General features: G+C 68.2%; 6 protein-coding genes. 3 read left to right on the top strand and 3 right to left on the bottom strand.

Going from position 1 to position 6,728, the window contains the following annotated elements; translation table 11 throughout:
• The first annotated feature begins 86 nt into the window (after window positions 1-86).
• The 3 genes from WAL33_RS13235 (at window position 87) to WAL33_RS13225 (ending at window position 2,859) form a co-directional block, all read left to right on the top strand.
• A complete protein-coding gene (locus tag WAL33_RS13235; protein ID WP_422182015.1) occupies window positions 87-1,469 on the top strand; it encodes an amino acid permease in 1,383 nt (460 codons plus the stop codon).
• 58 nt (window positions 1,470-1,527) lie between these two features.
• Window positions 1,528-1,713, top strand: a complete 186-nt coding sequence (locus tag WAL33_RS13230) for a hypothetical protein (RefSeq protein ID WP_422182014.1) — start codon at window positions 1,528-1,530, stop codon at window positions 1,711-1,713.
• Between the two features lie 906 nt (window positions 1,714-2,619).
• On the top strand, window positions 2,620-2,859 hold the full coding sequence (locus WAL33_RS13225) for a hypothetical protein (protein ID WP_422182013.1): 240 nt from the start codon (window positions 2,620-2,622) through the stop codon (window positions 2,857-2,859).
• A gap of 33 nt (window positions 2,860-2,892) precedes the next feature.
• Here the strand turns inward: WAL33_RS13225 and WAL33_RS13220 are convergent, their stop codons facing one another.
• The 3 genes from WAL33_RS13220 to WAL33_RS13210 all read right to left on the bottom strand — a co-directional run bounded on the left by WAL33_RS13220 (window position 2,893) and on the right by WAL33_RS13210 (window position 6,622).
• Complete coding sequence (locus WAL33_RS13220) at window positions 2,893-3,483, bottom strand: TetR family transcriptional regulator C-terminal domain-containing protein (RefSeq protein WP_422182012.1); 591 nt, start codon at window positions 3,481-3,483, stop codon at window positions 2,893-2,895.
• Window positions 3,484-3,628: 145 nt separating this feature from the next.
• Window positions 3,629-4,798: an aromatic ring-hydroxylating oxygenase subunit alpha gene (locus tag WAL33_RS13215; RefSeq protein WP_422182011.1), complete on the bottom strand. Its 1,170-nt coding sequence runs from the start codon at window positions 4,796-4,798 to the stop codon at window positions 3,629-3,631.
• Window positions 4,799-4,969: 171 nt separating this feature from the next.
• The gene (locus tag WAL33_RS13210; protein ID WP_422182010.1) at window positions 4,970-6,622 is read right to left on the bottom strand and encodes a phytoene desaturase family protein; all 1,653 of its coding nucleotides are present in this window, start codon (window positions 6,620-6,622) and stop codon (window positions 4,970-4,972) included.
• Window positions 6,623-6,728: the final 106 nt, after the last annotated feature.

The raw sequence follows: 6,728 nt of genomic DNA, 5'->3' as shown, positions 1-6,728 counted from the left end.
GCGTAAATCCTCCCCCTCTGGGGGAGGTGGCCCAGAGGGCCGGAGGGGGCTTTCATCCCCGCACCGTCCCGTGAAAGCGTAGCCGCATGACAGAGGCCCGAGAGAAGGTCCCCATCCACAAGATCACGACCCCGCGCGCCCCCTCTTCACGAGCATTGGGCTTCTGGATGTGCACGGCCTTGGTGGTCGGCAACATGATCGGGTCGGGGGTGTTCATGCTGCTCGCGTCCCTGGCCCCTTACGGCTGGAACGCGGTGTTCGGCTGGCTGCTGACCATCGGCGGCGCCCTGTGCCTGGCCTTCGTGTTCGCCGGCCTGGCGCGGGCCTTCCCCAAGGCCGGCGGGCCCTATGCCTACACCCAGGAAGCCTTCGGACCGCTGGTCGGATTCATGGTGGCGTGGAGCTACTGGATCTCGCTGTGGGTGGGCAACGCCGCCATCGCCACCGGGGCGGTCAGCTATCTGTCGGTGATCTTTCCGGCCATCGCCGAGGTTCCGGGCCTGCACCTGCTGGTGACCCTGGGCGCGGTCTGGCTGCTGGTCGGGGTCAACATCGCCGGCGCCCGCCTGGCCGGCGGGGTGCAGGTGGCGACCACCGTGCTCAAGCTGTTGCCCCTGGTCGCCGTGGCCGGCCTGGCGTTCTGGGTGATCGGCCGGGATCCCAGCGCGGATGGGGGCGCGACCCTGATCCCGTTCCGCGCCGCCGACATCCATCCGGGCGCGATCACCGCCGCCGGGGCCCTGACCCTGTGGGCCCTGCTGGGCCTGGAGTCGGCGACCGTGCCGGCCGGCAAGGTGGTCGATCCGGAGCGCACCATCCCCCGCGCCACCCTGGTGGGCACGGTGTTCACCGGCGTGATCTATCTGCTGGTCTGCTCGGCGGTGGTGCTGCTGACGCCGACCGACAGCCTGAAGGCTTCCAACGCCCCGCTGTCGGACTTCGTGGGCCTCTACTGGGGCGTCAGCGCCGGCAAGGTCCTGGCCCTGTTCGCGGCGATCAGCGCCTTCGGCGCCTTGAACGGCTGGGTGCTGCTGCAGGGCGAGATGCCCTACGCCATGGCCAAGGGCGGGGTGTTCCCGGCCTTTCTGGCCAAGGAGTCGGTGCGCGGCTCGCCCGTGCGGGCCCACCTGCTGTCGGCCGGCTTTCTCACGGTCCTGGTGCTGATGAACTACGCCAAGTCGATGGCCGACCTGTTCACCTTCATCGCCCTGGTGGCCACCACGGCCTCGCTGTTCGCCTATCTGGTCTGCGCCCTGGCGGCGCTGAAGCTGCAGGCCGCCAAGCGGATCGCCCCGACCCTGGCCCTGACCCTGATCGCCATCCTGGCCGGGATCTATTCGGTCTGGACCCTGGTGGGAGCCGGCGGCCAGGCGGTGGCGCTGGGCGCGGGCCTGCTGGCCCTGGGGGCGCCGTTCTACTGGCTGACGCGAGGACGGGGCGGGGCCTCCGGAACAGAGATCGCGCGGTAGTTTTTGTCGCAGTACAACTTAAGCGACCTGTTAACCTTTGAGGCGCACCGTCCGTCTCATGATCACGCGCATCCTCACCATCACCGGTCGTCTGGTCGTCTCGCTCGGGGCGGCCTTGCCCCTCGGCGACCGCCTTCTCGATGCTCGCTACAGCGACGACGAGGGCGAGCATTTCATGTGGGGCCTGGGCTTCTATGTCAGCCTGATCCTCGGCGTGATCTCGCTCTTCGCCTGGAAGCACTAGGGCCGCGGGGCATCAGCCTAGCCCGTCCGATACGATGAAGGCCCGCCGCCTCTGACGACGGGCCTGGCGGACGAATTCAGGGGCAAGTGCCGATCTCATAGTCCTCAAAATCGCCGGTCTGCTGTCCGAACGATCGCACGGTCCCGTCGCAATAGTAGCGATCCCACCCCACTTCTACTCTGGTCTGCGACCCACCGGGCGTTGGGCCTGGGCCGGGAAACGGCGACGTGCCCGGACCATATGCCGCGCTGTAGTAGATCGTCTCCCGGTAGAAACGTGGACCCGCGGCCGAAACCGCAGGGATCGTGGAAATGGCCAGAGCGACTATCAGCGAGGCTCGAACGAAGCGCTTCATGCGTAGTCTCCGCAACGGGCGGAAGTGCCCGACAGGAATGGCGCCATAGATTGTGCAGCATTGCAAGCGGGAGTTGAGTTCTTTCGGTTAAGTCACTTGCGCGGGTCTCCACTAGGCTCTTCGACAGATTACGCGCCAGGGTCGGAGAAGGCGGGCGACGAAGCCGCCTCCTTTTCCGCCAACTCGTCTGGCTGTCGTTCTGCTGAGGTCCCGACGTCCGGCTTCGGGCGGCGGCCTGATTTCTGCTTCCCACCCCGAACAGACGATCGCTATGTCCGCTTCCCGGCGCCGGCGACCGACCTTTGCCAGTGTCGGTGTATCCCCTCATTTCAGGGCGGGAATGACGGGCGTGCAGGCGCGCGGACGAATCCCCGAGCCCTGAATGCCTTTGACGCTCAAGCCGCCCTAATCTTGCCTGGGGATTCACCATAGATCCCCTTGGCTCGGCTCCTGCAGTGTGCAATGCAACAGGATGTTGCTGTGCAGCATTGAAACAGCTGTCATGCACGCGCTGTAAGACCGACGCTTGAGTGAACCGAGGAGTGAATCCCATGGCCGACGAACACACCTACTTCGTTCGACCCGTCTCCGGCGTCTGGCACATCACCTGGAACGACACGCTCGACCTGATCGGCTCCTATCCCTGCCAGCCTGAAGCCGTCGGCGTGGCCGAGATGCTGGCCCGGCACATGCGCACCCAGGGCAAGAAGGCTCGGGTCCAGGTGTCCGAACCCGAAGTCCGGCGCTCCAGCTGGGGCCGCGCCGCCCTCGGCGCCCAGGCCGCCGCCTAAGATCTCACCCTCTCCCATGGGGAGAGGGTGTTTTCATGCCAGATACCCCGCCGCCAGCCGCTCGGCGATCGCCCCCGCCTCGGCCGGGGTGAACACCGTCGCGTCCAGGCACAGCTCCAGCCACAGCCCGTCCACCACCGCCGTCAGGCCGATGGCGGCGAGCCGCGCGTCGATCTTCGGGTCGCAGGCGCTCAGCAGCGCCTCCAGCCGCGCCCGGTAGCCGGCATAGGTGCGCCGGTGGATGGCGGCGACGGCCGGGTCGACCTTGACCAGGCTCCAGAAGGCCAGCCACGTCGCCAGCAGGTCCGGGTCCAGCACCGGCGGGGCGAAGCTGGCGGTGAGGTAGGCCGACAGGCGTTGGCGGGGGTCGGTTCCCGCCGCCGCCACCGCCGCCTCCAGCGCCGCGTCGATCCGCGCCCCGGTCGCCGCGTAGGCCGCCGCGACCAGCGCATCCACGCCCTCGAAATAGTGCCGCAGCAAGCCGGCGCTGACCCCCGCCTCGGCGCAGATCGCCCGCACCGAGGCGCCCGCCACGCCCTTGGCGGCCAGCACCCGGCCGGTCGCCTCGATCAGGGCGGTGCGGCGGACGTCGGGGGTTTCGCGGGTGAAGGGCGCGCGGGTCATGGGTGAAAGCCTGAGTGCTCATCGAAGCCCTCCCCCTCGATGGGGGAGGGTTGGGTGGGGGTGCTGCGGCCGTGCCGGCTGAACCGCCGCGTCACCCCCAACCCCGACCCTTCCCCCATCAAGGGGGAAGGGGGAAGAAGCGCCTTCACCACCCCTCCGGCGGCCGCCGCAGCCGGGCCTGCGGGATCAGCGCCCGCATCTTCCGGCCGAAGCTGCGCAGAGACACCTCGCTCGAAGCCAGCGGTCCGGCCGTGAAGCTCCGCGAGGCCATGCCCTGCTGCACGCGCGCCACCAGCTCGGTGTCCTCGGCGTTGACCTGGCGGTTGATGCGCCAGTTCAGATAGCGCGCCGCCTTCATTTCGCGGCGGTCGTCGGGCAGGGCGTAGGCGATCTCGCGGATCATCGTCTGGGTGGGCGAGACCGGGATGAACTGCATGAAGTCCACCTGGTCGGGATAGATGTCGAAGGCCTGGTTGGGCCAGAGCTTGAAATAGGTCCACAGGCGCTTGCGCTCGGGCGGCAGGTGTTCGACGTCGGGCAGCACCTGCTGGTACATCCGCTCGGACGGATTGCGCGACGGCTCCTCGATCAGCCGGCCCCACATCTTGTCGACCCAGGTTTCGGCTTCGACGCCATAGCCGCGCCCGAACAGCCGGGTCAGGCCGGGGTGGGCGATGGGGATGTGCAGGCCGTCGGAATAGTTGTCGCTGATGTTCTTCCAGTTCACCGCGCGGGGCCGCAGGGTGACGCGGCCGAACGGGACCATCTGCTCGAAGCGGTAGGGCTCCAGCTCGTGGTCATAGGGGGCCATCATCTCGGCGACGCTGGGGCCCCCCTCTTCAGAATGGGCCCCTTCGAGCCGCACGAAGACGAAGCCGCGATAGACCTCGACCTGCACCGTGTGGAGCCCCTGTTCTTCCATCTTCAAGGCCGGGTAAGTCTCGGCGTGCGGCACGCCGATCAACTGGCCGTCCAGGGCGTAGGTCCAGGCGTGGTAGGGACAGACGATCCGGCCGCAGTGCCCTGACGGGCCGTCCAGCAGCCGCGCGGCGCGATGGCGGCAGACATTGGCGAAGGCCTTCACCCCGCCGTCCTTGCCGCGCACCACCACGGTGCTCTCGCCCAGGAAGTCGAAGGTGTGGAAGTCGCCGGATTTCGGGATGTCGTTCAGATGGCAGACGATCTGCCAGGACGGGCGCAGGACCTTGTCCTGCTCTTCGCGGAAGAACCGGGCGTTGTCATAGAGCCAGCCGGGCAGGCCCCAATTTGCATCAGGATCGGCGGCTTCGGGATCGGGGTTGGGGATCATGTCCATCTTCAACCTTCCGCCATCTTGCCGGTGAACACTTGCCCCCTACGGACCGCTTCGCGGTCGTCTTCCCCCAAAGGGGGAAGAGGCGCGCCGTGCATGCGCGTCCTCCGCCCCCTATGGGGGCGGACAGACCGCGCAGCGGTCAGGTGGGGGCAAGTGGGTGAGCCACCCATCCTACCGCCCCACCACGCTCAGCTTCACCGCCGTGCCAAAATCCTTGTCCCGCAGGATCTCGCGCGCCGCGTTCCGCCCCGGATTGCCCGAAACCCCGCCGCCCGGGTGGCAGCCGGCGCCGCACATGTAGAGCCCCTTGATCGGCGCCCGGTGGCTGGCGTGCCCCAGCACCGGCCGCGCGGCCCACAGCTGATCCAGCGACATGTGGCCGTGCATGATGTCGCCGTTGACCAGGCCGAACTTCCGCTCCAGGTCGACCGGCGACAGGATCATCCGCCCCAGGACCGACGCCTTGAAGTTCGGAGCCCACTGGTTGACCGTGTCGATGATCAGGTCGGCGGCGGCCTCGCGCTCGTCGTCCCAGCTGCGGCCGTCGGGCAGGTCCCAGGCGAACTGCTGGCAGAACAGGCTGGCCACGTGCTGGCCGGGCGGGGCCAGGCTGTCGTCCAGGGTCGAGGGGATCAGGATCTCGACGATCGGCCGCTTGCTGATCCCGGTCGCCTTGGCGTCGCGATAGGCCTCGTCCATGTAGTCCAGGGTCGGCGACAGCACGATGCCGCACTGGTGGTGCTCGGCCACGGCCTTGCCGGGCAGGCAGGTGAAGTCCGGCAGCTCCGACAGCGCCACGTTCATCCGGAAGGTGCCCGAACCGTTCTTGTAGCCCTTGATCGCCTTCTTGAACGGGGCGGGCAGGGCGGACGGCGCGACCAGCGAGCCGTACAGCAGGGCGGGGTTGAGATTGGACGAGACGATCGGGGCCATGATCTGGCGGCCGTCCACCAGCTGCACGCCCGTCACCCGCTTGCCCTTGCCCTTCGGCGCGTCCTCAACATGCACGCCCTCGACCTTGGCGTTGAGCAGAATCTCCACGCCCTTGGCGCGGCAGGCCTTGGCCATGGCCTGGGTGATCGAGCCCATGCCGCCCACCGCATGGCCCCAGGCTCCCTTCTTGCCGTTCACCTCGCCGAAGGTGTGGTGCAGCAGCACATAGGCCGAGCCGGGCGTGTCGGGGCTGGCGAAGTTGCCGACCACGGCGTCGAAGCCGAAGCTGGCCTTGACCGCGTCGCTCTCGAACCAGCCATCGAGAAAGTCGCGGGCGCTCTTGGTGAACAGGTCCAGCAGGTCGCGTTTGCGCTCGCGCGACAGGCCCGCCATCCGCCCGCCCTGGCGCAGGGCCCGCAGCAGGCCGGGCAGGCCGTCGCCGAGGTTGGGCGGGGTCTCGCCGGCCAGGTCGCGCAGCACGTCGCCGATCTCGTCGAGCATGGCGTAATAGGCGGGCAGGGCCGCGGCGTCCTTCTCGGAGAACTTGCGGAACTCGGCTTGCGTGCGTTCCAGCCCGCCGCCGAGTTTCAGATAGGTCGTCTCATTGATGGGCAGGAAGTTGGAGATCGGCCGCTCCAGGATCCGCAGGCCGTGGCCGTGCAGGTCCATGTCGGCGATGACCTTGGGGCTGAGCAGGCTGACCGTGTAGCTGGCGACCGAGTTGCGGAAGCCGGGGTGAAACTCCTCGGTGACGGCCGCCCCGCCGACCACGTCGCGGGCCTCGCAGACCGTGACCTTCAGCCCCGCGCCGGCCAGGTAGAAGGCGCAGACCAGGCCGTTGTGACCCCCGCCGATGATGATCGCGTCACGGTGCTGGGCAGCGGTGGTCATGTGTCTCTCCCTGGGTGAGGGGAGGTTGCTATACGAGTGTATAATAGGCAAGGGGGCTCGGCAAAACCCCCTCCGGCCCTCCGGGCCACCTCCCCCAGAGGGGGAG

This window comes from Caulobacter sp. (assembly GCF_049283275.1).
In the GTDB taxonomy this organism is placed as follows: domain Bacteria; phylum Pseudomonadota; class Alphaproteobacteria; order Caulobacterales; family Caulobacteraceae; genus Caulobacter.
This window is presented reverse-complemented; position numbering and strand designations above follow the sequence as displayed.